The following is a 26,619-nucleotide window of genomic DNA, read 5'->3' on the forward strand; positions in this document are numbered from 1 at the left end:
TCACTGTACAGAAAAATGAGTCAGCACAGTGAGCACACACGGGGTCACTCATTACTTTGCATTCAAATTCTCCGCTTTAGAAAAATGGGAAGCTATAGATTTTAAGCTCATATATTTGCCTACTTAGTCTAAATTCTACATTTCATCAAACGACAAAAGCAGCCCAGTGAAGGCTGCTTTAAAATTGATAACCCTAACCTAGTTAGAATTCATAGTTCACGCTGAGTTCTACAGACTGCTCAGCACCGAACCAGCAGTTCGATTGGTCGTAACAGGCGTAATATTCTTCATTGAAGATATTATTTACGGCTAAGTTAGCTGTAGCGCCTGATAAAGTCTCACTCGCTGCACCTAAGTCATAACCTACAGACAGGTCAACCACTGTGTACGCAGGTACTTTACCTTGAGTATTACTCGCATCCATTTGCATTTCGCCAACATAACGAGCACCAGCACTGAATCGAGAACCCGCTAGCATGCCGTTAAATACGTTGTAGTTAGCCCACAAGTTCGCAGTATGTTCAGGTACATAGATTGGCGTAGTACCCTCTAGGCCATTACTCGTGTCTTCAGTTATTTCCATATCGACGTAAGTGTAAGCTGCGGCAATATCAAAGTTCTCAGTAGCAAACCAACGGCCTGATAGTTCAGCACCTTGCGATACCACTTCACCCACTTGGATTCTTGGCCCATAAACATTGCTAGGATCCGTCATTAACATGTCTTGCTTAGTAATATGGAAGAGCGAAACCGTTGCTTCTGTCGACATATCACCAGACAGGTATTTCACACCAATCTCAGCTTGCTGTGCCATTTCAGGATCAAATTCGTTGCCACTCTTATCAACCCCAGGAGCTGGCTCGAAACTGGTCGCGTAACTCGCAAATGGAGATAGACCATTATCAAGTTCGTATAAACCACCTACACGATAAGTAAATTGCTTATGGTCAGACTCATGTGCGTAGTAATCGCTTTCTGACTTGTAGTGATCAAAACGAGCACCTGCAATTAGGACAAGAGCATCTAAACGAACTTGGTCCTGAAGGTATAAACCAAGCTGGCTTGATGTGGTGTCATCAAGATATTCACCCGTTTTAGTCACGTCACTACGATCGAGGAGATCATTGTTAGGGTTCAATGGGTCGAAGCTATTGAAACCACTTACGTTAGCGCTATAAGACGAGTAATTTACGTCTCCATCCATATTTTGATAATCAATACCAACTAACACATTGTGTTCTATTGAACCGGCTTGAATAAGACCACTCAATTGGTTATCAATAACAAAGCCTTTAAAGCTTTCATCTGTTGAATACAAGTATCGACTAAGTTGATTCGGCGTATTTGAATCGTAGCTCACATGGTAAGTGTTCTCTTGGTAAAGAGATGCATCGGTATAACGAGCATTTTGCAAGAATGTCCAATTGTTATTGAAGTCGTGGTTAATCTTATAACCAACCATCAACACTTCACGTTCAAATTTGCTCCAGTTCTTATCACCCATAGAAACAGATGGGTCGCTTGCTTTCAGGACATCTAATGGCATTGAAGAGTTGATGCCCATTGAAGGATCGTTTTGGTAATACAGGTTGAAGTTGATTAATGTGCTGTCTGTTGCTCGCCAGTCTACAGAAGGGGCAATTAAGTAACGTTCTTCTTCAGCGTTATCAACTTGGCTATCTTGTTTACGAGCAAGTGCGATCAAACGGTAAGAGAAATCACTGTCACCAAACTGACCAGTGGTATCAATCGAAGCTTCTTGTAAGTTTCGCGAACCTGTCGCGACACCAACCTTCGTTGATTGTTCAGTTTGCGGAGCCTTAGCGATCATGTTGACCATGCCGCCCGGTGGCATCGCTCCATAAAGTACAGAAGTCGGTCCTTTGAAGATCTCAACTTGTTGCATGGCGATAGGATCAATCTGCGGCTGTAAATTCCACCCGTTCAATTGTTGAAGTGATAAACCATCGTAATAGTTAACGTTATTGGTTTTGAAACCGCGTATAGAGTAAGAATCAAACATGGCTACAGAGCCACCTCGGTTTTCAGTTACAACACCCGGTGCATAACGAAGGGCTTGGTTCAAAGATTGAACACCTCGTTGATCTAACTGTTCTCCATCAATTACTGTAATACCTTGAGGCGTCTCTTCTGGCTCGAGGGCCGATTTAGTCGCTGTATTACGATAGGCTTTGCCCATAATAGTAACAGTTTCTACATTCGAATCTGCTGCTGTAACGGTTTCTTCCGCCAACGCTTGCGCTGAGAACGCCGTCAACAACGCAACTGCCAATGATGAATACTTAAAACGAGTGTGAGTGGTCATGATTCCCTCGGTACCAATGCTGAATATAAATAATAATAAATCTCATTTGCATTGTATGTATCTATGAGCGGGATAATTAACAATTTGGTGCAAATTACAAAAGAACTGGGGCTATTTTGAATGAAAATGAGCCAATTGATGATTAAAGCCGCAATTGGCCTTACTGAATGAGAGGCTTTATAGGAAGAAAATTGATGGAGATATGACTATGATTTAATGATAGGAACCCAATATTCCATTTCAGCATCAGAGGCATGCGCTTGGTATCCAAATGGGTAGACTTCGAGTTCGTAGCCATCGACCCCACGGTAACCAGAGCTTGGAAGCCAATTAAGCACAAACCAGCTTAAGGTATGTCGCAGGTTCTCAATAGGCCCACTATGTTTGACCACGGCGTAGGTTTGCTTAGGGATAGTCAACACCTCTAATTTATCAGAGATAATGCTCGGTAATTGAGGGATTGAAATTCCATCGTGTAACTCAACGCCAGCCCAATAATGAATATTCGTGCCATCAAAGCAAGACTGAGTCAGGTCCACGACACCAACAAGCTGAAGCACGTTATCGTTTGGAATCGTGACTTCATGTTCCAAACGAGACCAAAGTTGTGGAACTTTTTGTGCGAAGTCTTGTGTCAGTGAAAACAAACCGCTGATTTCTGATGTCATGCCCTTAACAAGGAATGACTCTCTCTCATCAATACGAACTTTCACAAAACTGAGAGCACCATTATCAGCAGCGCTCTTGATTTCAGACACCTGAATCGGTTTTCTAAGCCCAACTCTTTTGCCCGCTTTTCTATATTGGCTCGGGCTAACCCCAAACATCTGCTTAAACGAACGACTGAAACTAATTTCTGAGTTGAACCCGAGACTGAGCGAGACATCTATCACCCGCTCTTTTCCATCAAGCAACTCTTCTGCAGCTTGACTTAATTTTAGCTCTCTCACGTAGTTTGCTACGGTCAGCCCAGTTTCTGCTTGAAACACTCTTTGCAGTTGCCAACGAGACCAACAACTATGTTTCGCAATATCTTCTAACGATAGCGGAGAGCTCAGATTCGCATGAATATACGCCAGAACGCGGCTGATACGATCAAATGCTGGAGTGTTCATATTCAAGCGTTCATATTCTCTATAATTGGCGGGGATGTATTAGATTCACCAATACTTTTATCATTTAACAAGGTTTTTATCACTTAAAAAAGGCTAAGCCATGGGCATTTAATAAATGAGGCAAACGGGAAAAAGCTCAACGTAGATGCTCCATATTGTATGGTTATCCTCGATAAGGCTCGCTATGATAACGCAACTTATTCTTGTTTAATGGTTTAAAATGCTTTCCCCGCTGAACAACATTGTCACTCGTCGAAGCGCCCCTTCCCTACACCAGAAAATTTTCGCTTACTCAAAACAATCCCCTCCCCCTATTTAAGCGGAAGTTATGGTTCTCTGAGCAGTAACAGCATTGCAGTGACGAATGATAAGAGCCATAAAGAAATCAAACGCGTTTACGATGGTCTTGCCAACAATCACTCTAAAGCAGGCAAAGCCTATTGGTTAACCCGAACATGGGATCTCGATGTTGCTTGCTCACCTGTCTCCGATATTGAACCTTGATAAACCGAACTCTGCACTGGATGTTCATCATCAATTCCAGCTTATGTCCGTACTTTCTAAACTCAACAAAAAAAGGGGGTGGTGTGATCGTTATTTTGCATGATTTGAATTTAGCACTTAGGTACGCTACACATATTATCGCTTTAAAAAAGGGACAAATTGCATTCGGGGGTAACGCAGAGAAACTACTTGAGAAAAATCCGCTTGATGAGTCTTGTCGTATTAATTACTTATGAGTCATCGCTGATGCGACCTCTTGACTTTCGTTTCCCCCCACCAGAATTTCCTGCACTCATTGCTTAAACTCTAAAGCTGTATAATCTGAAATTTTGAGTTAAAACAAGTTACAGGTTTATCTTCTAAAAGAAGAACGTTGGGTTAGATAACGTATGTTTAGTACCAATGAGTTTTCTTGACTATACGTAAGGAATAATTATTTGATTTGACGAGATTTAGTTAGATAGCAAAAAACCGCTCCTGAAGAGCGGTTTTTCTAAAGGGTGGAAGCCCCAGCCACATCCCGGCACACACGTCGCCTGCTGCGGCTGCTTCCTTCCGGATCTGACCGAGTTCACAAGTTAGTGTTGCGGGAGGACCAGGGCCTCCATAGATTCTGTATCTTAGTATTAACTAAGAGCGCTGAGGATTATCAGCCATCAACCGTTCTATTGCAAGTCGTATGTCCCTAATTTTACTCACACAGCAACCAAGTGTTTAGAGTTTGACCAATTTGCCTAAATGCGCTGCACATTCGACGAATAATCTTGATTTGCCGCTTCTTTATGACGCTGTTCACTATGTTTGTCTTTGTACATGGCTTTATCGGCTTGATCCATGACGCTTTCTAACGACATAAAACGAGTTCGAGGAGAAGACACACCAATCGCTATATCTATATCCAATCGAATGCCTTGCTTAAGATGGTGGTAGTCGACCTTACTCAGCATGCTTACTATAACGGGAAGGTGCCTAGGTTTGATGGAGCCCACCAAAATAAATTCATCTCCACCGATTCGATAACAACCACCTCGCCACACTTTACGAATTTTATGTGACACCTGCATTAACACGTCATCCCCGATTTCGTGTCCATAGGTGTCATTGATCTCTTTAAATTTGTTTATGTCGAGGTAAATCAGCGTTAAGTTAGCACCAATACCTGCTCGATATTTCCTGTGTAATGCGCGTCGATTCTTTAAACGAGTGAGATTGTCGGTATTAGACTGAACATGTAGATACATACTCACAATCAACATAAAGGCAATCACTAGAGTGAACAGCCATTGTGTTCTCCGTGCGAAGCGCTTTTCCGCCACTAATGTCGAACGCCAATCGGGCTGCAAATCGTATCTCGCCAGTATTTGTTTTACATCTATAATTTTAAGCGCCTGATCAAAGAGCGGTGCTAGCTGAGCACCAAATTCATTTTTCGGAAAAGCAAAGCCAATATCGACGGTGTAAAAGTCGCCGATCAATGCATCTTTCACTAGTGGCAGTAAGTGCTCGCTTTTCTTTAACTCCCGGTTAAAGTTGCTGACACTGATAGTAATATAGTCAACCTCACCGTTGAGCAGCCCTTGTATTTTATCTTCCGTACTCTCATAAAAGACAAACTCTTTATTCGGTAATAATTGGCTAAATAGTTCATGGACAAAGCCATCCTTAATTACCCCAATTCTTTCGATAACCAGTTCGGCTACATTTCGATATACATTGTCTTTGTACCCTTCCCGCTTAATCAAAATAGCTTTTGACTGATAGTGCGTATCGGTGAAATACATGAGTGGTTTTCTTTGCTCAGAGATGGCTACTGGGGCGAGTAAATCGATCTTCTTATCTCTGAGATCGTTGTACATACTTTCCCAGGTTTCATTTTCCGTACTGACGATTTCACATTTCACCATCAGCAACTCACAACTGCTTCGCATTAAATCGGCACTCACGCCGTGAACACTCCCATCACTTGTATAAAAAGCGTAAGGGTTTAGGTTCTCAAGCTTCACTTTCAGTGTGCGAGAAAGGTTAACATTACTATCGATAACCGATTGTCGAAGTGCTTGCGTGCGTATATCTAACTGATAGCGTTCTATCGATTCTCTTAGCTGCTTTTGAATAGGAGCTGAATGAACAAAGTCGACAATCTTAGGTAACAATTCGTTGTGCCGACCTTTAGGGGTGATAATAGAGACAGGTTGAATCGACAAGTGGTCATTGAGTAATTGTGCATTTAACCCCTTAAGTAAAAGAGGTTTGAGTTGATTAATCGCATCAATAACACCGTCAACGTCACCCGAATGAAGCAATTGAAAAGCTTGATCGTGCCCGTTATATAAAATCAGCTCGATTGAGGGGTAATTAATGGAAATCAGATCGGAGTAAATTGTCCCTTCAGGTACACCGAGTGTTGATATTTCAGACAGTTCTAGATGCTCGTAGCTATATAGGTAGGTATATTCAATGTTGGTGGGTTGAGAAAAATCGAAACGTTGCGAACGCGACTCGGTGTAAGTCACATTCGCTGCAAAATCACTTTCGCCACTTTCAACAGAGTTAAGAATTGCATCAAAATTGGGCTGATCGATGTAGTCAATTGTTAATCCAAATTTATCGCCAATGTTGTCAAACAACACTCGTGTGACAATATCATCCGCCTCTGTAGAAACGGTTAATCGGTCAGATTTTTTTACGCCCACAGAAGGGCTTGCATGAACGGCAAAAGAGATAAGATGAATCAGTATAAAAACCATGACGCTACTTCGATATTGCCTATTCATTTTTCCGCCATAATTTTTATGCATGTAAAAAACATAGTTATTTATTACATATATGCAACAACGTCAACCCAGGAGGTAACACTTTTGCCTGATAATCTGATCTAAGACACGGTTACAGCTGTTGCGTCTCTTCTATGCTACGCAGCATATAATCGGTAATCCAGGCGGTCCCTAACAGACAAATCCAAACTACAAACACGGGCTTAGGCACATCAACGTTCGGCGTCACCACCAAAGCAGCAAAGCCTACTGCGGGCAGTGACCAGCAAAGCAGTTTGTTCCACTTAAACTCTTTGAATCGGTCAAGGCTTTCAAACGAGGCAATGATCCCAGTAATACTCAATGAAATCAGAATCGCGTAAGACAACCCCGCAAGCCATAACGGCAAAATAAACAATAGCGCCCACCAACTGTGCTTATCGGATCGTTTCCAATGAGTAGCAGACCACCAGATAACAATAATAGAAAGCAACTGAACGAAGGTTAACAATGCACTCCCGCCTAACTTACCTGAAGATTGGGTAAGCATGATGCCAACCTGAAGGGCAATCACAATCAGAGACGTTGTTAAAATAACAGCCAAACTGCTTCGCTTTGAAAAGATCACCATGAGCAACGGAAACAGCATCCATACACTGACTGAAAGAGAAAATGGCTGACTTGCTAGAGTGAGAGCGTAACTGGTCATCGCAGCTAATAGAGCCAGCCCAGCGACGCCTCCTTGTGGGAGTATCCATAAAGCGGGAATGACAAAAGCAATAATAGGAACTTCGCCACCACTTAAGCTCAAAGCGCGTGCACATATCGCCGCTAAGAGTGTTGTAATTAAGAACTGAAATGTTGAGAATATCATGAGCTCTCCTTGTACCTATCCGTGGTACTTCAACTCTAGGACCCACCCAGTATGGATCAGTTTTCAGTTCAAATCTTTGCAGTAATTCACCAAATTCCACATGGGAAAGTAACAAGCTATGGTGTTGTCGCGAAATTAGCTGGCTATCCTGGTTACGCAAGGCAAGTAGGCAAAGTCCTCTCAAACTTACCAAAAGATACGCGCTTACCCTGGTTTCGTGTCGTCAATAGCCAAGGGAAGATCTCATTAACCGGTGATGCGTTACAAAGACAAAAAGAGACGTTATTAAGAGAAGGGATTGAGGTCAGTGAGGGCGGAAAGATTAAAATGAGCGTTTATCAATGGCAACCATAGTGACAATCATAGCTACAATCATAGCGACAACTGTTGATACCGTCATCGCAACAACTAAAGCGACAGCTATTTCATCAAATAAAACAGCGCCTTTCAGCCAATGCCATTGATAAACTTCGTTAAATGTACAATTAATTGGCACCTATACCTAATTTGCACCTACGCCTAATTTGCACGAACACTAATGAGTCGAAGATCAACATTTTGTGTTCTGTTCATGTCCGTAATCACTGAATATCGTGTATCGGTAATAAAGCGTAATTTTCCATCCACTTCGATACGAGCACTAACACTGTAAGTGTGCCTCTGCTGTATTTTATTGCTGTCATAAGCCAAATCAAAATTGAACGGCACTTGTGAACCATTGGTTTCAAAACGGTGCTTAGCAATAACGACCGCTGGCGCATCGGCTAATGAGACATCTTGCAACGTAACAGTGACCAGCGCGTTCTCGGGAAGAGCAATACGCTCACGGTAAGAGACCGTACCCGTGATAGATTCAACATGGCTTGAATCCACTTGTTTCTCTGAAGACTGACAACCCACTAATGCAGCGCCGAATATTATCGACATAATAACCAGTAGTGCCTTTTTCATAAAATCTCTCTTAAAATAGTAAAATCGAAGCAATTGTATGCTCGGTTTGATAACCTGTCACGGTGATACATAAGATGCTGACAACTTTTTGACTGTGTTAGAATTTCGACCATCTTATGATTAATGTTTAGTAAACAAAATAGATAAGGTCAAAAATTAATGAGTAACGCCTTGAAAGAACTGTTAAGTCTTCTTCAGTTAGAAAAACTAGAGGAAGGGCTTTTTAGAGGTCAAAGTGAAAACCTTGGTTTGCCTCAAGTATATGGGGGGCAAGTGATTGGACAAGCACTCTCAGCTTCACGATATACGGTTCCTTCAGACAGAACCGTGCACTCATTTCATAGCTATTTTCTTTACCCAGGCGATCCCGAAAAACCGATTATTTACGATGTTGAAAACCTGCGTGATGGCAAAAGCTTTAGCACAAGACGAGTGAAAGCCATCCAAAATGGTCGCCCTATCTTTTACCTGACCGCTTCCTACCATGGCGATGAACCGGGTTTTGAACATCAAAACACCATGCCAGAGGTTCTTGGCCCTGAAAACTATGTGTCTGAAACCGAACTGGCGGCACAAGTAGAGCACCTTTTGCCTGAAAAGCTTAAAAAGATTTTCTGTGGTGATAAAGCCATTGAAGTGCGCCCTGTGACTATCGTAAACCCACTAAACCCGAAAAAAGAAGAGCCAAAGCAATACCTTTGGATGAAAGCAAATGGCGATATGCCCGACAGTCAACTCATCCACCAATATTTGTTGGCTTACGCGTCAGACTGGGGATTTTTAGTCACCGCACTTCACCCTCATGAAGTGTCATTAATGACACCCAAGTTCCAAGTGGCAACGATTGATCACTCTATTTGGTTCCACCGCCCATTCAAAATGGATGAATGGCTGCTGTTTGCTATTGATAGCCCAACCGCCTGTAACACTCGAGGGTTAGTTCGTGGGGAAATCTACAATCGCCAAGGTCACTTAGTCGCCAGTGCCGTCCAAGAAGGCGTCATGCGATTTACTCAGTAATCATGACGCGCACTACTTCGCATAAAGCCTTAGCTTCTAGCTTCTAGCTTCTAGCTTCTTAACTTATTAGCTTATTAGCTTCTTAGCTTCTTAGCTTCTTAGCTTCAATCAGCTCGGGCTTTATGCCAATCATCTATGGCTTTGCTTTATATTGGTAAAGCTGTGGTGTATTTAAGAGGCTCCATCGCAAAGGTCGACGTCACATCCGAAAGGCCATCGACACTGTTCACCAGACGCTTATAAAACTCGTCGAAGCACTTCATATCCTTAACCAGAACTTTGAGCATGTAATCATACTCACCCGCCATCCGGTAGAACTCCATCACTTCAGGAAACTCAACTGCGGTCTCAACAAAATGGCGATACCATTCATGAGAGTGATCGCTGGTTTTGATCATAACAAAGGCGGTAAATGACAGCCCGAGTCGTTCAGGGTTTAGCAAGGCAACTCGCTTTTCAATCACTCCTGCTTCTTCCAGTTTTTTAAGCCTCTTCCAGCATGGCGTTGAAGTTAAATTGACCGATTCCGCTAAGTCATTCAGCGATATCGTTCCATCGGCTTGTAACAGCCTTAGCAGTCGCTTATCTATTTCATCAAGTTTCATTTCGATACAAGCCAGTAATGGAGAAAATAATTCTCCCATTATTGGTTTATACAGGTAAATAAGCAAAGTTTTTCTCTTGAATTATCGTTAGATTATGGACATACCAAATCGAAGGAATCACCTTATGTGTACTGATCATAACTGGATTAACAATGCGATCCGTAAAATTGAAGCCGACTTTCAACGCTCTGCAGATACTCACCTCATTAAGCTTGAATTACCCAGTATCGAAGGCATCGATGTTTATCTTAAAGACGAAAGTACACACCCAACGGGATCTTTAAAGCACCGTTTAGCACGTTCTCTATTTTTGTACGCAATCTGTAATGGTTGGGTAGGCCCAAAAACCACGATCATCGAATCATCTTCAGGCAGCACCGCGGTTTCTGAAGCCTATTTTGCTCGTCTTCTTGGCTTGCCATTTATTGCGGTTATGCCCAAAAGTACCGCGGTTAAAAAGATCGAACAAATTGAATTTTACGGTGGGAAAGCACATCTGGTTGACCGTTCTGACGAAATTTATGCCGAATCATACCGCTTAGCAAAAGAGCTAGATGGTCACTATATGGATCAATTCACTTACGCAGAACGCGCTACCGATTGGCGCGGTAATAACAATATTGCTAATTCGATCTTTAGCCAAATGGAACGTGAAGATCACCCCATTCCTGACTGGGTTGTGATGAGCCCAGGAACAGGGGGAACGTCAGCAACCATTGGTCGCTTTATTCGTTACCAACAACACAATACCAAACTGTGCGTAGTAGACCCTGAAAACTCGGTATTCCACGACTATTTTAAGACGGGTGATGCAACCATAAAAGGTGACTGCGGAAGTAAAATAGAAGGCATTGGTCGCCCTCGTGTCGAACCCAGTTTCATCCCTGGTGTGGTGGATGAAATGCGTACCATTCCCGATGCAGCGAGTGTTGCCACGGCTCACTGGCTAGAAAACATCCTAGGCCGTAAAGCGGGCGCTTCAACAGGTACCAATCTCTATGGTGTTCTTCAGTTAGCGAGTGAGATGAAAAAACGTGGAGAGACTGGATCGATCGTCACTCTTCTATGTGACAGTGGAGAGCGCTATTTAGATACGTATTACGATGAGAAATGGGTCGCGGATAATATTGGCGATTTAAGGCCGTATTTAGACAAGCTCGATACCTTTTCTGAAACAGGCCACCTTGACTAGCTTAAAAGTTAAGAACATCGCTAAGAAGAATAAATGACGCTATAAAAAAAGACGCTTTAAAAGAGAAAAAATAGAAGCCGCTATCTTATGAAATAACATTCATTGATAGCGGCTTCTTTATCTTTTGATTTCGACTTTGTTGAGAGCGACTGAATGCTACAGCTTGTGTCTGCCTAACAGTGAATGAGACAAGGTCGTGCCATCCACGAGTTCAAGTTCACCACCGACAGGCACACCGTGTGCAATACGACTCGCTGAAACCTGATGTTCTCGGCAAAGCTCAGCAATGTATTGCGCTGTGGCTTCCCCTTCAACCGTTGGGTTCGTTGCCAAAATCACTTCAGTAATGTCCTTCTGACGAAGGCGAAAATCAAGCATATCGAGGCCAATGTCACTGGGGCCAATCCCGTCTAATGGCGACAAATGCCCCATTAACACAAAATATCGCCCAGAGAATTGCCCTGTTGCTTCCACTGCTGCAATATCGGCAGGGCTTTCTACCACACAGAGCAAGCCATTAGCTTGACGTTTAGGATTACTGCAAATATGGCAAACCTCTTCTTCCGTAAAGGTTCGACATTCGGTGCAGTGACCAATCTCGGTCATGGCTTGGCTGAGTGCATCGGCAAGCTGTAAGCCGCCTTTTCTATCGCGCTGTAACAAATGAAAGGCCATACGCTGTGCCGACTTGGGGCCAACCCCAGGCAGACAACGTAAGGCCTCCATCAAATGCTCCAGCATATGACTGGTACGCATCTATAATTCGCTTATTTAGTTCAAAAAGCTAATGACAATAAGCTTGAGCTTTAAAACGGCATCTTCATACCTGGTGGTAATTGCATACCGCCAGTTACACTCGCCATTTTTTCTTTTTGAGTCTCTTCTACACGGCGTGCTGCATCGTTAAATGCCGCTGCGATAAGATCTTCAAGCATCTCTTTATCGTCTTCCATTAAGCTCTCGTCAATTTCTACACGACGAGTGCTGTGGCTGCCTGTGATCGTTACTTTAACAAGGCCAGCACCAGCTTCACCGGTCACTTCCATGCTTGCGATTTCTTCTTGAAGCTTTTGCATGCGCTCTTGCATTTGCTGGGCTTGCTTCATCATGTTGCCCATACCGCCTTTACCAAACATTCGCGTCTCTCTGGTTATTGGGTGTTTCGTTATTTATGGGGTTGACGTTGTTTAAATTCAACCCCACGGATTCTATATTATCTGAGTGTCAATTCCGTTGGCTTATCGTCAATTCGTGTTCCATTAAATAGGCCGGACACTGTCTCTGTCTAAGGTAGCTGCAAACCGTTTTTCAATAAACTGGACATTGTTGTCCGCTGCTAAACTGTCAAAAGCTTGTTGTAACTTTCCTTGGTAAAGTTTTTCTCTCAACTCTAAGGGTGTTTCACCACTTTCGCCCACTTCAACCACCAACTGACACTCGTTCCCCTTCACTCGGCTAAGCGCCTGCTGTAATTCCTGACAGGCTCGTTCGGTGTTCAAATGAGCTTGTGCACTTCGTAACGTTAAGTTCACCGTATTCCCTTCTTGGCGATACGATGAATTGAGAGCTAATTGTTCAACAAGTTTTGCGGTTTCTAGCTTTTGGATGAGTGCAGCCCATTCACTTTGCTCGATAGATTCGCTCATTAACCGATCCACCATTTCTGGTGTTTTGATGTGCTCTAGAGCCGCTTTGATTTGAGTGGGTGTGAGTCCATTATCTTGCTTTGGCGCAATAGGCTTTGACGCTTTCCACTGGTAGGGTTCGTCCCCACTGGCTTGAGCGTTGTCCGTCCCTTCGATCAGTGAGGAATGAGAACTTAGCGACACCGGCGCTGTTCCTGAGTGCTTTTTAGCCACACGATCAAGGACAGTTTCTGATTTAGCGGATGCCGCTCTAGGCTTTTTTGGTCGTGAATCCTGAACTTGTAGAGTGGTTCTTGGCGATCCCGTAGGCTGATCTTTTGAAGCATTTGGCGCAGATTTCAACCCTTGGCGTTGCGAACGTAATTGGTGACGCAAGCCACTCAATGGTGACGACGCTGTTTTTGTAGGCTCAGGGTTCACTGGCGTCTGAGGCGGTATCACCTCGGATTGAGCCGCTTGAGGTAGCTCTGAATCCATTTGCTGTGTTCTTGAATGAACCCTGTGTTCTTGGGGCACATAAGGCGCTTCTTCCTCGGGCATATAGCCATGAGAGGCTCGGTCATATTGATCATACGATGACGGGGTTAATTCACTACCAGCCACACCGCTGTTCATACCGCCACGATTGACCACACCATTTTCAGCAGCGGGTTGCTGAGTCGGTTGATTCGTCATAGGTGTTGCCGTTTTTTGTGCGGTGGCCATTGCTGTTGTAGCCATTGGATCGCTATCCATTGACGTACTCGCCATCGGCGCTCTAGAGCTGTCTATTGCAGCCGAATGCTGAGGCTGATTCTGGGCGGCAACAGGGGCATCGCTCAACTGGGTAGAAATACGATTTGTACCCGTCACTGTCGCAGGACGAAACGCTAACATGCGTAATACAATCATTTCTAAGCCCATACGAGCACTCGGCGCGTGAGCAAGATCGCTGCGGCCTTTTAAAACAATTTGGTAATACAGTTGAATGTCTTGTGGGCTCAAAGCTTGCGAAAGCAGCTCGACTTTTTCAGCGTCTGGCTGCTCTTTATCAAGCGTGACTGGTAACGCTTGATACATCGCCATCCGATGAAGCTGCGCCGCGAGTTGTTGCAACAAGCCATCCCACTCGACGCCATTTTCAGCCAACTTTTCAATGCAGTCCATCGCCATCTTGGGTTGCTTGTGGCTGATCGCTTCCAGCAGATGCATCGCTTGGTCAGTGTCTAATGTACCAAGCATGTGCGCGACAAGTGTTGATTCTACATTCCCGTTACCTAACGCGATGGCTTGATCCGTTAAACTCAACGCATCACGCATGCTGCCATCAGCCGCATGGGAAATCATGCCGAGCGCTCTTGGCTCGGATGAAACACTCTCTTGGGCTAGAATATAGTCCAATTGCTGATGGATAGTATCAACACTGATCGGTTTCAGATGAAACTGTAAACAGCGTGACAAAATGGTGACTGGAAGCTTTTGAGGATCGGTCGTCGCCAATATAAACTTCACATACTCAGGCGGCTCTTCAAGAGTTTTGAGTAAGGCATTAAAGCTGTGGCGAGAAAGCATATGAACTTCATCGATAAGATAAATCTTAAAGCGCCCACGTGCGGGTTTATATTGAACGTTATCAAGAAGATCACGAGTATCTTCCACTTTAGTACGCGAGGCGGCATCAATTTCTAGTAAATCAACGAATCGACCTTCATCAATCTCTTTACACGTATCGCACTCACCACATGGTGTGGCTGTAATGCCCGTCTCGCAATTGAGTCCTTTAGCGAACAAACGCCCTATGGATGTTTTACCGACGCCACGAGTTCCACTCAGCAAATACGCATGGTGCAAACGGTTTTGTGTTAACGCATTTTCTAACGCCGTTAAAACGTGTGCCTGGCCCACAACTTCATTAAATTTAGTCGGTCGCCACTTTCGTGCTAAAGCAAGATAACTCATCAATTCTTCCAAATAACCAGATTAATGGCCTTCAAATTCGCAAATGCTATAAACATCGAGATTCAATGCCGCTAAACGTTTCTCACCACCAATTTCCGGTAGATTGATAACAAACGCAGCGTGTTCAACAATGCCGCCTAAACGACGAATCAATATCGTTGTCGCTTCAATGGTACCGCCAGTCGCCAGTAGGTCATCCACCATCAGAACTTTGTCGCCATCGGAAATCGCGTCAGTGTGAATTTCCAGTGTATCAGTACCGTACTCTAGCTCGTATGATTGACTGATGGTTGCGCGAGGAAGCTTGCCTGGTTTACGCACAGGAACAAACGCAACACCCAACTCTAGAGCAAGAGGAGCACCGAATAAAAAGCCACGAGCTTCCGTACCTACAATTTTGGTGAATCCCATATCTTTGTATTTTTCGACCAACAGCTGAATCGTTGCACGATAAGCTTGTGCATCTTCCATTAGGCTGGTTACGTCACGAAATAAGATGCCTTTCTTTGGGTAGTCAGGAATACTTTTGATACTAGATTTGATCAGTGAAATTGTTTCGGTCGTCATAATTCAACTTTCTTTCGATTGGCAAATTCACCCAAAAGTGCGTTCATTTGGGCGTATCGGCATTGATTACAGTGCAACAAATAGCACAGCCTGTTGCGATAAAAAACAAAATGCCCACTTCATGAGTAGGCCAATGTAATTTTAGTGGGTTTCTTTATTATCAGCAACCGACTCTATCACAGGTAAACGGATAAACCACGCTAACAGGACAAACATGAATATCAACAGCGCGGCATTTAACCAAACGTGCGGAATGACCCAAATAGAGAACGAAAAGCTGAGCACTATCATTACCGCTCCTCGTTGTTTGACTTTCAATGTGACACCACGATGTTGGTGCCAATGGGTCAGTATTGGGCCGAGAGTAGGATGGCCGTGTAACCATTGATGAAAACGGGGGCTGCTGCGCATAAAGCAGGCGCTAGCAAGCAATACAAATGGAGTGGTCGGGAGAAGAGGAAGTAAAATGCCTAATAGGCCTAAAAATAAACTCAAGCCACCAACAATATTGAGGAAGATACGACGAATATTGATGGTGAGCTCCGACAATAGCTAAATAGCTAGTAACTAAGTAACTAAGTAACTAAGTAACTAAGTAACTAAGTATGCTATGGAAAATAACTGCGCTATAGAAAAACTGCGCTGCAGAAATCCTAAAACACCGCGTAACCATTAACCACGCGAATCCAAGTCAAGATCATTGGAAGCAAAGGAATGGATAAGACTGCGATAAATCCGAGGAAGTAGAAGATATTATAAGGTTCTTGAAAGTCGTTGTCTGCCATGATTTTACTACTCTAGTGTGAAAGTTATCTTTATCGCTCTAGGTCATAACAACGTTGAAATATTGCTAAGTAAATGAGCGTTTTTTGTTGTTCGCGAACTATAACTCATCACAAAAGAGATAAATACCAACAAAAACTAGGGTTTTTGTTGGTATTTTAATCACTTAAAATTGTCTTTCTTGCTCAAGACTTCACGCCTTTCTACTTGAGTATTCTACGGACCTTATGCATTGGCTCCTTGATAAATATCTAGGGCAAAACTACTCACACCTAATTTACTCAAAGAAAGTTGGCACGCGCTATTGATAGCAAGATCAGCGGTCATAAAGTTCTTATTACAGTTATCGCCTAACATCACACCACCAGCGATGTGCTGAGAAGCGTACCCATTGGACCACCGAGCATCTAAACCTGCGGGCAGTATCGTGACCGAACCTTCTGCTAGGTCGGCAATACCAAATATCGCATTCACAGGGTTAGCGCAGGTTGAGCAACTGATTCCTCTTTCAATAATCGTCCCAAGATCTTTCAAGTCAACATTAGCACTCTTAAGGTTTCTCAAATAATCATGGAATAGCGCTCTTACCAGTAACGTTGTTGCCGCACCATGGGTTTCACTCGACGACGCATCAACGAGATAGAAAACAAACTGACCATCCATCAACCACGCATAGTCAAATACTAATGGCATGCTTTCTGTCGATTGGAGCAACCGATAGTTACACTTCCAAACGCCTTGTGATGTGTCTTTTTCTGGCAATAGCGCATGAAGAAGATCTCTCGCTGCACTTGGGTTTTCTTGCAAGTATTCTAAATGCCAGTGCAGTTCCTGATCTTCTGGCACTTCGCCGCCATCATCCACCTGAAACCACTGGGTCGCAAAGTCGCGCATATCAGACAGGTGATCACTGCTGTCTTCTATCGTGCTTTCAATGGCGCTGCCCAAGTGCTCAAAGTTGGTCATAGGTTTTGGCAAAAAATCTTTGATGCCAAATTTCAAAGCCTTAGCAACATCCGCCATGTCGTCCGTTGCGGAAACCACAATCAGAGGTAACGATGGATACTCCAAGCTCACTTCTTCTGCGAACTCAATGCCATTTAAGACCGGCATGGATAAATCGCTAATAATCAGATCAGGTTCATCCAATCTGAGTTTTTTCAGTGCTTCTAAGCCATTTTCAGCTTCGACAACACCATAACCTTGACTCTCTAAATACCCACCCGCGATGCGACGAAACACAGGGTCGTCATCGACGAGCAAAATTAACTTGTTATCGGGTGCCGGGTATGCCGAATGCACCGCAGCCGTGTTGTGACTTTTGTACATAAGATTTTGCCTCATCTGTCCAAACCCACTAACGTTTCTATTACTATTATTATTTTTGTTAGCTATAAAACTTACTCTTAAAAAATAGCCGCGAAAGTGAATTTATACAAATATTCCGTTTTTTAGCTCAGTTGCATACTATATATACACATAGTCACATTTATCACGACTTATTGACGCGCCTCATATTTTAGCAACTGATAAACGTATAGATTGTAACGACATGTAAAATTCGTACCGGTAATAATGAAATTAGACGACCTAAATCTCTTTAGACTTGTTGTCGAGAATGGGAGCTACACCGCAACTTCTCGAAAAACCCTAGTTCCTGTGGCAACCATTACTAGACGTATTCAAGCCTTGGAAGAATCCCTAAATCTTCGATTGCTGAACCGCCATGCGCGTAAACTTTCCCTAACGGAAGCAGGTGAACGTTTCTTCAATGAGTGCGGGCCGTTATTACAGCGACTCACCTCGATGACTGAAGAACTGTCCGATGAGTGCCGAGGAGCCGCAGGCAAGATCAAGCTCTCTGCGCCTTCTAACCTGACAAAGCGTTTGATGATGCCGATGTTAAACGCATTCATGAAACGATACCCTGACATCAATATCGAGTTGGCGATGAGCAACCACGCCGATGAGCTAGACCCAACTGAGTGGGACGTTATCTTTCGAGTCGGGCCACAACGAGACTCTAGCCTCATTGCACGGAAAATTAGCGGAGTAAAAGATATATTGGTGGCTAGCCCTGAATACTTGGCATCGGTACCAGAGCTAAAACATGCAGAAGAGCTCAGTGATCATGCATTATTAAAGGGTCATCCGCTGATTCGTTGGCAGTTATCTAACGCTTCTGGTGAAACGGTAGTCAATAATGACAAAGGCCGTTTTAGTGCCAGTACTCTCAATATTGTCAGAACAGCCTGCTCTGACGGTTTAGGCATCACGCTTATGCCCGATGTGATGCTAAAAGAGTATATTGAGAATGGTGAGTTAATTAGGGTTCTCAGCGACTGGAGTGCCAACCCGAGAGATATCTATATGCTTTATAACCACAAAGCGCATCAGCCTGAAAAAGTACGCCTATTTATTGATTTTGTTATCGAGTACTCGCAACCGAAATAACGCGACTCGCTTTAGATCCTCACCAGAAATAAGGCAATAAAAAAGGTAATAAACAGGTAATAAACAGGCAATAAAAAAGGTAATAAACAGGTAATAAACAGGTAATAAAAAAGGTAATAAACAGGTAATAAAAAAGCGAGAGTTCATGACTCTCGCTTCTTCATACATGGCTTGGCCGAATTACAAGAACGATACAAATTTCGACAACTCTCTTTCTGGCACTTTCATTGGTGTGCAACCGGGTGTTCCAAGATACAAAAAGCCAACAATCTCATCTTGTTCGCTAGCACCTAATGCTTTTCTCACCTCAGAATCGAACATCCACTTCCCAGAACGCCAAAAACCTTGAAAGCCTTGCGCTACTGCTGCCATTTGCATTGCGTGAGCCGCACATCCTGCCGAGATTACTTGCTCTACCGCAGGGACTTTTTCATGAGGCGTAATTTTCGCAATCACGGTGATCACCATCGGTGCTCGAAAAGGCGCCTTTTTGGCTTTCTCTATCACCGCCTCTTCTCTACCCGCATTAATTGCCGATTGTTCTAATATCGCAGCAAGTTTGTTTAACCCCGTACCTTGTGCAATCACAAAATGCCAAGGAGTCAACGCGGCATGATCTGGCGCTCGTAATCCAGCCTTAATAATATTCTCTAATGCTACCCCCTCAGGAGCCGGCGCTGACAACTTTGCTATCGAGCGACGATTGAGCAATAAATCAAGAGCATCCATTTTACGTCCTTCTATTTTCATCATTTTAGATAAGTTACGCTAATACGTTATTGATAATAGCTCTCAATAATGAAAAAGGCGAACACTAAATGTTCGCCTTGATGATAGCAAAACCCTGATATATCGAGGGATATAGGGAATCACGGCCTAACGTCGCCAACCCGTTTGAGGCTACTCGGCGTTATCGCCTTGTGGTTCGTCTTGTGATTTTTTGGCGTCCGAGTAGAAAGATTCACCAATTCCTGCTCGGGTCAATAACCCATCACATGGCGCAAAACGATTCCCGTATCTTTCCGCATGTTGGTTAAGCATTTCCACAACCGTCTTCACGCCCAGTTTATCAATGTAGCGGAACGGGCCGCCAAGGAATGGTGGGAAGCCGATGCCGAAAATCGCCCCAATATCGCCATCGCGTGCGCTACGAATGATACCTTCATCTAAACAGCGAACCGCTTCATTGAGCATCAGTAAGGTACACCGGATAGCAATATCTTTCTCGCTCGAACGAATGTCAGGATTCAATTTAAGCAGTTTGTAAACCGACTTATCGACCTCCTTCTTCTTACCTTTATAGGAATAAAAGCCTTTATTACTCTTTCTTCCTTTTCGGCCATCATTCAGTAGCGTGTCAAAGACATCCGGGCCCTGGAAACGTTCACCAAGCTCTGAGACTAAAATGGGCATAATTTTCGCGCCAATATCAATACCCACTTCATCCAACAAGGTAATCGGACCCACTGGGAAACCGAAATTAAGCAGCGCTTGATCTAAATGCTCAATCGGCTCTCCTGATAGCAGCACCTCGGCGGCTTCATTCATGTACGGAGCAAGAATTCGATTCACATAAAAACCCGCACAGTCTTTAACGACAATCGGTGTTTTGCCCTGTTTTTTCGCTAACGCGACGACCGTAGAGATCGTTTCGTCGCTGGTCGATTGATGTGGAATCACTTCCACCAACGGCATTTTTTCAACCGGGCTAAAGTAGTGTAAGCCAATCACATTTTGTGGGCGAAGCGCTTTCTCTGCAATTTTAGCGATCGGTAAAGAAGACGTGTTGGTCGCAAAAATAGTGCTCTCTTTCACGTTGCTTTCTACATCCGCCACCATTTGCTGTTTCAAATCAAGATCTTCAAAAACCGCTTCAATCACAACATCCATCGTATTAAAGCGTGCGAAATCGATACCGCCTGAAATCTGCATCATTTTAGATTGCTGTTGAGCTTTAGAAATGATTCGGCGCTTTCGTTGCTTATCAAACAGCTTATTGTTGTATCTCAGCGCGTTTAACACGCCATCATTGGACACATCTTTGATACGCACAGGTAATTTGGCTTTGGTGACGGTAACGTGACTGATCCCTGCCCCCATAAGACCGCCGCCCAATACCGCTACTTGATCGATATTCGCTGGCTCAGCACTGCTGCCGTGCTCTTTTTTCATTTCGGTTGTCGCAAAGAAAATCGAACGAAGCGCTTTAGACTCCTCGGTCATGACCAACTCACCAAAGCGTTTCGCTTCTTGCTCTAACCCTTTTTTGATGCCCTTTTCTAAACCATAACGGATGACTTCCAAAATGCTGTCGACTGCTGGGTAATTGCCCCGTGTTTTCTGCGCAGTTTTCTTTGCCGCTTGTTCAAAAATCACTTTACGACCAAGCCCAGTATTAGACATCAACTTTTCTTTGGTCGACGATTTTTTCTTTTTATGTTTATTTTTGGATGCTTTATCAAGCATGGACAAAGCCACATCAAATAAAATACTTTGCGGGACACAAGCATCCACAACACCCAGCTTTTTCGCTTTTTTAGCACGAAGCTGTTTGCCCGTTAGAATCATATCAAGCGAAGGCAGTAGACCAATCAATCTTGGTAACCGCTGCGTACCGCCAGAACCTGGCAGCAAGCCTAGTTGCACTTCAGGTAAACCAAGTCGGGTTTTATCTGAATCGGTACACACACGGTAATCGCACGCCAGTGCCAGCTCTAACCCACCGCCTAAACAAGGCCCATGAATAGCGGCAACGACAGGGTAAGGCAAATCAGACAACGCCTGAAACATCTCCTGCCCTTGCACTGCGAGCGCTTGCGCTTCTTGGGCTGTTTTGCATTCAGCCAACATGCGAATATCGGCCCCCGCAATAAAGTTGTCGGGCTTATCGGAATGGATAATCACGCCCTTGAGCTCATCTTGATAAGATTCAAGTTCAACCAAAATATCTTTAATTTCGGAAACAAAGGCAGACTGAAGCGTGTTCATCTTCTCGCCCGGCACATCAATTGAAAGCCAAGCCACCTTATTCTCATCCACTTTCAAGTGGAACGCTTTAGACTGAGACATTATTCAACCTCCAAAATCATTGCTGCACCTAAGCCACCCGCTGCACACGCGGTATTGAGCGCCAATCCACCACCACGACGTTTTAATTCACGCAGTGTTTGAGTGATCATTCTTGCCCCCGTTGCTGCAAATGGGTGCCCGTACGCTAGCGAACCGCCAAGTACGTTAAATTTATCCATATCAATCTCACCAATCGCTTTGCCTCGGCCTAAATGCTGCTGAGCAAAACTGTCACTGGCGAACATCTTCACATTAGAAAGCGCCTGCGCTGCAAACGCTTCGTGCATATCGATCAACGTAAGATCGGAAAGCTCAATGCCTGCCCTAGCGAGTGCGATAGGAGTGGCGAACGATGGCCCCATGAGCATATCTTTCTCAACGCCAATGGCAGAAAAAGCGTAGGAACGAATGTAACCCATGACTTCAAGGCCCAGCTCTTTTGCGCGTCCTTCTCTCATTAACATAACAGCGGCAGCACCATCGGTCAGAGGTGTACTGTTTGCTGCAGTGACGGAGCCGTATTGACGATCAAACGCAGGACGCAACTTGGCGTACCCTTCTAGGCTGGAATCTAAACGAATGTTGTTGTCTTTATCTATCCACTTTTTATACGGGTCAGGGAAGGCGGTCATGACCTCACCTGAAATCTTTCCTTCATCCCAAGCTTTTGCTGCAAGCGTGTGGGAACGGTGCGCTAACGCATCCTGATCTTCTCTCGAAATACCATGCGTTTTCGCCATCTGTTCCGCGGTTTGCCCCATGGAGATGCCCGTTGAATACTCCGCAACGGCAGGCGGTACAGGAACCAGATCTTTAAGAGATAGGTTTTTAAGGATTTTCAGCTTTTGCCCAACGGTTTTGGTTTTGCTCAACGCCAGTAAGTTAGCGGCCAGTTTTTTTGACACACCTATCGGAAGAACCGATGAAGAATCCGCGCCCCCAGCAATACCAATATCGATAGTGCCAGAAACAATACTCTCGGCTACATTCGCTGCCGATTGAAAACTCGTTGCACATGCACGGGTCACGCTGTAAGCATCAGTATGAATGTTCATTCCAGTACCCAGCACTATCTCGCGAGCAATATTTGGGGCTTCAGGCATTTGAACTACCTGGCCAAACACCACTTGATCGATCAATTCCGCAGGAACTTCGCTGCGTGCGAGTAGCTCGTTGACCACCATTTTCCCGAGATCAACGGCAGGTACATGGCTAAATTCAGTACTTTGACGAGCGAAAGGGGTTCGAAGCCCCGCAACGATAGCAATACGTTCACCGGAACGTGTTTGCAGTATCTGCTTATTGATATTATTTGGCTTGCCCATTAGTTCTCCTTACATTCGCCATTCAAAACATTTTGCACTCAAAAATAGAGGTCAGACCTGATGCATTGTAACGAAATTGTTAACACAATCAAACGGACGTTTGAATAAACGTGAACTAAGCGAGATTGAGTGAGCCACAAATGAGGGAGCATCATAGATAAGAAGTAGAGCTGGTATTCAAATTTATCCGTTTTACACGTTAAAAGTCGGAACAGTCTGATTAGTTTTTTAACGTTCAGGGTGAGATTAGCCCGATATAGAGGACTACTGCGTAATGAGTGAAACAAGTTAATCGAGTGACCTATTGCGTAAAACAATGGCGAAGAAAAATAAGAACATTAAGTATGAAACAGGCACTTAAAAATATAAGCAAATGAATTAAAAGCAAAAAAAAACCACACAAAGTTGTGTGGTTGGAATGTATAAAGCAATTAACTTAACGCCAATTGAAAAATCAGTTTCCTGATTAGGAGAAAGTAAAGTCAGCCTTCAAAAGGAAGTGTCATCTTGCTCAACACACTAACTCATAGAGTTAGCTAGATGACAGGTTGTACTATAGCCACAATTAAGTATAAGATTTTGAAGTAGATCAATTTTATCTCATATTTTGTGCTCATGACCCCTGGATGGAGACTTATGTGTCAATAATCGAATTCTTTGGAAAGAAAAATCCAAAACGTACGGTCAACTCTGATATGGACAAACAAAGAAAATATGAAGCGCTCGTACGTGCTTATCATCGCGACCTGTTTCGATATGGCTTTTGGCTATGCAAAGATAAAAGCATTGCTGAAGATCTGGTGCAAGAGACCTGCTTAAGAGCATGGAAATCACTTGATAGCTTACAAGATGAGAAAGCAGCAAAATCGTGGCTCATTACGATATTGAGACGTGAGAATGCTCGCCGCTTTGAACGAAAGCAGTTCGATTTAGTCGACATCGATGATTACAGTAATGATGCCATCGTCAGCGATGATGCTCATCACCAATCTGAATGGGTACAAACATTGATCATGAAATTGGATGTCGAATATCGCGAACCACTCTTTTTACAGGTTGTCGGCGGATTTAGTGGTGAAGAGATAGGTTCGATTCTCGAACTCAATAAAAACACTGTCATGACACGACTGTTCAGAGCACGAAACCAATTAAAAGAGATGATGGAGTCATCACAATCTACAAGAGGGCAGCAAAATGGATGATTTAGAATTTCGCCGCCATGTCATGTCTGATCCTAAGCAACGTGATCAAGACATTATAGACGCGATAAACAGCAACGAAGCCAACGCGAAGTTTTTAGACGATGTTCTTGATCTCGACAATAGAATTCTAAAGGCCATGAATGTTGATGTGCCTGAAGATCTCGCTGATAAAATTCTATTCAGCCAGCCAGATGAAGAACCCAATGTTGTTCGGCCTAACTTTGTTAAGCGTTCAATGGCATTCGCGGCCTCTGTTGCTTTTGCCTTTGGTCTGTTAGCGGGGCAACTCAACTGGGGGAATCTGCTTGTTTCTCCTGCTCAGGCGAGTCTGGCTGACACGGCAATAAAACATGTCATTGATGAACGCGACTTTATTTCGCCGCTTGATGAGCGGGTTGGTCTATTTCAGATCAATGCCAAGATGCTGCCGTTTAAAATGAAATTTGAAGATGATTTTCCTTACCATGTTTACTATTTGAATCACTGCGGTTTTGGTGATTCTAACGCACTGCACATGGTCTTTGCCGGTGAACATGGAAGAGTGACCCTATTCATCACCAACATCTCTCAAGAAGATCGTAAGGTCTTTGACCAAAAAGGCATGACGGGCGTTGTTGAACCATTAGCAAACGCAAGCTTAATCGTGGTGGGTGAGGAAGGCGAAAACGTCGCTAAAATTGCCTCGTCGGTGATATCTAGCCTATAAACCGTGCTTATTTCATACTAGGCTCTGATTGCATATCAGGGCCTTTTTTGAGCCTATTTTATAGAGTCTTAACTCTAAAAACAGCGTTTTATTCCCTTTTTCCTGCCAGATAGGCATCATTTCGTTAATTTTCACTGCCAATTTAACGGTGGTCGGATTTGTTTGCTATATACTTGAGTCTAGGATCAGCCACCAACTGAGCATTTGCTCAAATATATCGCCCAACTAGAGGCGAATATTACAAAAAGGAAAAAGCAACTATGAACAACTCGCGTCTGTTTAAAAAATCGCTTCTCGCAGTCACCATCGCCTCAGCTTCTCTTGCCTCTGCGCAAGTAGCAGCAGCAGGTTTCCAACTTAACGCTCAATCTGCAACTGGCCTTGGCCGCGCATTCGCTGGTGACGCCGTTATCGCCGATAACGCATCAGTCATGGCACGTAACCCAGCAGCAATGGCATTGTTTGACTCTGTTGAATTGTCGCTGGGTTTCACATCTATTACTTCTCAAATTGAAGTGAAAGACGCAACTTACTGTGGACCAACTTGCCAAGTTACTGGCGGAGCTATGGGCTCAGAAAACGCCAATTACAGTGATGCAGGCGATACGTCACTTGTGCCAAACATCCATTTGATAGTGCCTGTAAACGATAAGTTTGCATGGGGTGTTAATGCTTATACTAACTTTGGTACAAAAACAGAATTTGATAGCACATACGCTGGCTATGAATATGGCGGTTTGACCGATGTTAAGAGCATGAACCTTGGTCTTGCTGGTTCTTACCGTTTGAACGAGCAATGGAGCTTTGGTGCCGGCCTCGATCTAATCTATGGTCAAGGTAAGCTACAAAGAAGCTTTAGCCCTGCAATTGCAGGCGCATTAGGTACGGACAAAGCACTAGATGTAGATGCTGACGGTTGGGCTGTTGGATTTAACCTAGGTACTGTTTATGAGTTGGACGAAAACAATCGTTTTGGTTTAGCTTATCACTACAGCCCTGAGTTAGAAGCAGATGGAGACGTGACATTTAAAGGTGTTAAATATTCAGACGATACTTTGTTAATGCCACTACCTGATATGCTAGAGTTCTCTGGTTTCCATAAAATAACGGACACTAAATTTGCAGTTCACTATAGTGTTCAGTGGATCGGCTGGAGCGCATTTGATGTACTTAAAAGCGAAAAAGCTGGTGAGCTAAATCAGTATAAATGGCAAGATGGTATGCACTACTCACTGGGTGGTACTTATTTCTTGAATCAAGATTGGACACTACGTGCAGGTTACATGTACGACACGAGTGCACAAGATGAGCTTACTTCGATTTCAGTACCAGATTCAGATCGCCAATGGTTCTCTGCAGGTTTCACATACCATATCGACACAGCATCAAACATAGACTTTGGTTTCACATACCTACTTGGTGACGATGTAAAAGTTTCTGAATCTAACGCAAACCCATTCTTTGGTACTGCGCACCCAACAGGTACAGCGGAAAACATATCTAGTATTTCTGGCACAACTCACGCAAATGCTATCCTAGTCGGTCTTCAATACAGCCGTAGCTTCTAAGCTTTTCACTACTAAAGTAGT

22 protein-coding genes, 1 other RNA gene and 2 pseudogenes are annotated in these 26,619 nt (G+C 43.8%); 9 read left to right on the forward strand and 16 right to left on the reverse strand.

The features are described from left to right. Positions 1-202 precede the first annotated feature (202 nt). Both QF117_RS16135 and QF117_RS16140 read right to left on the reverse strand, forming a co-directional pair. A complete protein-coding gene (locus tag QF117_RS16135) occupies positions 203-2,326 on the reverse strand; it encodes a TonB-dependent siderophore receptor (RefSeq protein ID WP_282386800.1) in 2,124 nt (707 codons plus the stop codon). Between the two features lie 206 nt (positions 2,327-2,532). Continuing rightward, on the reverse strand, positions 2,533-3,441 hold the full coding sequence (locus QF117_RS16140; RefSeq protein WP_282386802.1) for an AraC family transcriptional regulator: 909 nt from the start codon (positions 3,439-3,441) through the stop codon (positions 2,533-2,535). Positions 3,442-3,661: 220 nt separating this feature from the next. Here QF117_RS16140 and QF117_RS16145 point away from each other — a divergent pair. Both QF117_RS16145 and QF117_RS16150 read left to right on the forward strand, forming a co-directional pair. Continuing rightward, positions 3,662-3,906 (forward strand): annotated as a pseudogene (locus tag QF117_RS16145) (siderophore ferric iron reductase); the annotation flags it as partial. Continuing rightward, positions 3,902-4,142, forward strand: a pseudogene (locus QF117_RS16150) (ABC transporter ATP-binding protein); the annotation flags it as partial. The pseudogenes QF117_RS16145 and QF117_RS16150, both read left to right, overlap by 5 nt. A 307-nt stretch (positions 4,143-4,449) precedes the next feature. Here the strand turns inward: QF117_RS16150 and ffs are convergent. The 3 genes from ffs to QF117_RS16165 all read right to left on the reverse strand — a co-directional run bounded on the left by ffs (position 4,450) and on the right by QF117_RS16165 (position 7,572). Continuing rightward, positions 4,450-4,546, reverse strand: an RNA gene (gene ffs / locus QF117_RS16155) — signal recognition particle sRNA small type. A 133-nt stretch (positions 4,547-4,679) separates the two neighbouring features. Beyond that, positions 4,680-6,743 (reverse strand): GGDEF domain-containing protein, encoded by a 2,064-nt coding sequence (locus QF117_RS16160; protein WP_282386804.1) that lies wholly within the window; start codon positions 6,741-6,743, stop codon positions 4,680-4,682. A gap of 88 nt (positions 6,744-6,831) precedes the next feature. Then, positions 6,832-7,572: a hypothetical protein gene (locus tag QF117_RS16165; RefSeq protein ID WP_282386805.1), complete on the reverse strand. Its 741-nt coding sequence runs from the start codon at positions 7,570-7,572 to the stop codon at positions 6,832-6,834. A 51-nt stretch (positions 7,573-7,623) separates the two neighbouring features. Here QF117_RS16165 and QF117_RS16170 point away from each other — a divergent pair, with 51 nt between their 5' ends. Further along, complete coding sequence (locus tag QF117_RS16170; RefSeq protein ID WP_282386806.1) at positions 7,624-7,926, forward strand: MGMT family protein; 303 nt, start codon at positions 7,624-7,626, stop codon at positions 7,924-7,926. A 165-nt stretch (positions 7,927-8,091) separates the two neighbouring features. Here the strand turns inward: QF117_RS16170 and QF117_RS16175 are convergent, their stop codons facing one another. Beyond that, entirely contained in the window at positions 8,092-8,523 is a 432-nt protein-coding gene (locus QF117_RS16175; RefSeq protein ID WP_282386807.1) for a YbaY family lipoprotein, read from the reverse strand. 159 nt (positions 8,524-8,682) lie between these two features. Here QF117_RS16175 and tesB point away from each other — a divergent pair, with 159 nt between their 5' ends. Continuing rightward, positions 8,683-9,543: an acyl-CoA thioesterase II gene (gene tesB, locus QF117_RS16180; RefSeq protein WP_282386808.1), complete on the forward strand. Its 861-nt coding sequence runs from the start codon at positions 8,683-8,685 to the stop codon at positions 9,541-9,543. A gap of 146 nt (positions 9,544-9,689) precedes the next feature. On the opposite strand, the gene QF117_RS16185 is transcribed toward tesB, so the two are convergent. Next, positions 9,690-10,148, reverse strand: a complete 459-nt coding sequence (locus tag QF117_RS16185) for an Lrp/AsnC family transcriptional regulator (RefSeq protein ID WP_017035232.1) — start codon at positions 10,146-10,148, stop codon at positions 9,690-9,692. A 124-nt stretch (positions 10,149-10,272) separates the two neighbouring features. On the opposite strand from QF117_RS16185, the gene QF117_RS16190 reads away from it, so the two are divergent. After that, the gene (locus tag QF117_RS16190) at positions 10,273-11,340 is read left to right on the forward strand and encodes a PLP-dependent cysteine synthase family protein (RefSeq protein WP_282386810.1); all 1,068 of its coding nucleotides are present in this window, start codon (positions 10,273-10,275) and stop codon (positions 11,338-11,340) included. Between the two features lie 156 nt (positions 11,341-11,496). Here QF117_RS16190 and recR read toward each other — a convergent pair whose 3' ends face one another. The 6 genes from recR to QF117_RS16220 form a co-directional block, all read right to left on the reverse strand. Continuing rightward, entirely contained in the window at positions 11,497-12,096 is a 600-nt protein-coding gene (gene recR / locus QF117_RS16195) for a recombination mediator RecR (RefSeq protein ID WP_038131343.1), read from the reverse strand. A 50-nt stretch (positions 12,097-12,146) separates the two neighbouring features. Next, on the reverse strand, positions 12,147-12,476 hold the full coding sequence (locus tag QF117_RS16200) for a YbaB/EbfC family nucleoid-associated protein (RefSeq protein ID WP_017035229.1): 330 nt from the start codon (positions 12,474-12,476) through the stop codon (positions 12,147-12,149). A 123-nt stretch (positions 12,477-12,599) separates the two neighbouring features. Continuing rightward, complete coding sequence (dnaX, locus tag QF117_RS16205) at positions 12,600-14,924, reverse strand: DNA polymerase III subunit gamma/tau (protein ID WP_282386813.1); 2,325 nt, start codon at positions 14,922-14,924, stop codon at positions 12,600-12,602. A 21-nt stretch (positions 14,925-14,945) separates the two neighbouring features. After that, positions 14,946-15,491: an adenine phosphoribosyltransferase gene (apt, locus tag QF117_RS16210; protein WP_017035227.1), complete on the reverse strand. Its 546-nt coding sequence runs from the start codon at positions 15,489-15,491 to the stop codon at positions 14,946-14,948. Between the two features lie 141 nt (positions 15,492-15,632). Beyond that, positions 15,633-16,040, reverse strand: coding sequence for a YbaN family protein (locus QF117_RS16215; protein ID WP_282386815.1), 408 nt, complete (start codon positions 16,038-16,040; stop codon positions 15,633-15,635). Between the two features lie 459 nt (positions 16,041-16,499). After that, on the reverse strand, positions 16,500-17,603 hold the full coding sequence (locus QF117_RS16220; RefSeq protein WP_282386817.1) for a response regulator: 1,104 nt from the start codon (positions 17,601-17,603) through the stop codon (positions 16,500-16,502). Positions 17,604-17,849: 246 nt separating this feature from the next. On the opposite strand from QF117_RS16220, the gene QF117_RS16225 reads away from it, so the two are divergent. After that, on the forward strand, positions 17,850-18,728 hold the full coding sequence (locus tag QF117_RS16225; RefSeq protein ID WP_282386818.1) for a LysR family transcriptional regulator: 879 nt from the start codon (positions 17,850-17,852) through the stop codon (positions 18,726-18,728). A gap of 180 nt (positions 18,729-18,908) precedes the next feature. Here QF117_RS16225 and QF117_RS16230 read toward each other — a convergent pair whose 3' ends face one another. From QF117_RS16230 to fadI, 3 genes are all read right to left on the reverse strand, one after another. Beyond that, positions 18,909-19,457 carry an NAD(P)H nitroreductase gene (locus QF117_RS16230; RefSeq protein ID WP_282386819.1) on the reverse strand — a complete coding sequence of 183 codons (549 nt, stop codon included), beginning with the start codon at positions 19,455-19,457 and terminating at the stop codon, positions 18,909-18,911. A gap of 171 nt (positions 19,458-19,628) precedes the next feature. After that, entirely contained in the window at positions 19,629-21,797 is a 2,169-nt protein-coding gene (fadJ, locus tag QF117_RS16235) for a fatty acid oxidation complex subunit alpha FadJ (RefSeq protein ID WP_282386820.1), read from the reverse strand. Then, a complete protein-coding gene (gene fadI / locus QF117_RS16240; protein WP_026026633.1) occupies positions 21,797-23,104 on the reverse strand; it encodes an acetyl-CoA C-acyltransferase FadI in 1,308 nt (435 codons plus the stop codon). The genes fadJ and fadI overlap by 1 nt, the downstream gene beginning before the upstream one ends. A gap of 644 nt (positions 23,105-23,748) precedes the next feature. Here fadI and QF117_RS16245 point away from each other — a divergent pair. From QF117_RS16245 to QF117_RS16255, 3 genes are all read left to right on the forward strand, one after another. Next, a complete protein-coding gene (locus QF117_RS16245) occupies positions 23,749-24,324 on the forward strand; it encodes a sigma-70 family RNA polymerase sigma factor (RefSeq protein WP_282386822.1) in 576 nt (191 codons plus the stop codon). Next, positions 24,317-25,030, forward strand: coding sequence for a DUF3379 family protein (locus QF117_RS16250; RefSeq protein ID WP_282386823.1), 714 nt, complete (start codon positions 24,317-24,319; stop codon positions 25,028-25,030). Before QF117_RS16245 ends, QF117_RS16250 begins: the two co-directional genes overlap by 8 nt. A 260-nt stretch (positions 25,031-25,290) precedes the next feature. Further along, entirely contained in the window at positions 25,291-26,598 is a 1,308-nt protein-coding gene (locus QF117_RS16255) for an outer membrane protein transport protein (RefSeq protein ID WP_282386824.1), read from the forward strand. The last annotated feature ends 21 nt before the right edge of the window (positions 26,599-26,619 follow it).

It is taken from the genome of Vibrio sp. YMD68, assembly GCF_029958905.1.
GTDB lineage: Bacteria > Pseudomonadota > Gammaproteobacteria > Enterobacterales > Vibrionaceae > Vibrio.